This window comes from Paenibacillus sp. FSL R7-277, from assembly GCF_000517965.1.
GTDB classification, from domain to species: Bacteria; Bacillota; Bacilli; order Paenibacillales; family Paenibacillaceae; genus Paenibacillus_AQ; species Paenibacillus_AQ silagei.
In genome coordinates, this window is record NZ_ASPX01000112.1 from 1 (window position 1) to 229 (window position 229).

Annotated in this window: 1 protein-coding gene; it reads left to right on the forward strand. The window is 63.8% G+C overall.

What is annotated here, in order from left to right; genetic code table 11:
* Positions 1-229, forward strand: a 229-nt coding sequence (locus tag C173_RS28090; RefSeq protein ID WP_036731484.1) for a collagen-like protein, incomplete at both ends; no start/stop codon positions are given.

A 229-nucleotide genomic window follows, 5' to 3' on the forward strand; every position in this document is an offset into this window, starting at 1 on the left:
GACTGGCGAGACTGGTGCAACAGGGCTCACAGGAGAAACGGGAGCGACGGGGCTCACGGGCGAGACCGGAGCAACGGGGCTGACTGGCGAGACTGGTGCAACAGGGCTGACTGGCGAGACTGGTGCGACGGGGCTGACCGGAGAGACTGGTGCAACTGGGCTTACAGGTGAGACTGGTGCAACGGGGCTTACAGGTGAGACTGGTGCAACAGGGCTTACAGGAGAGACC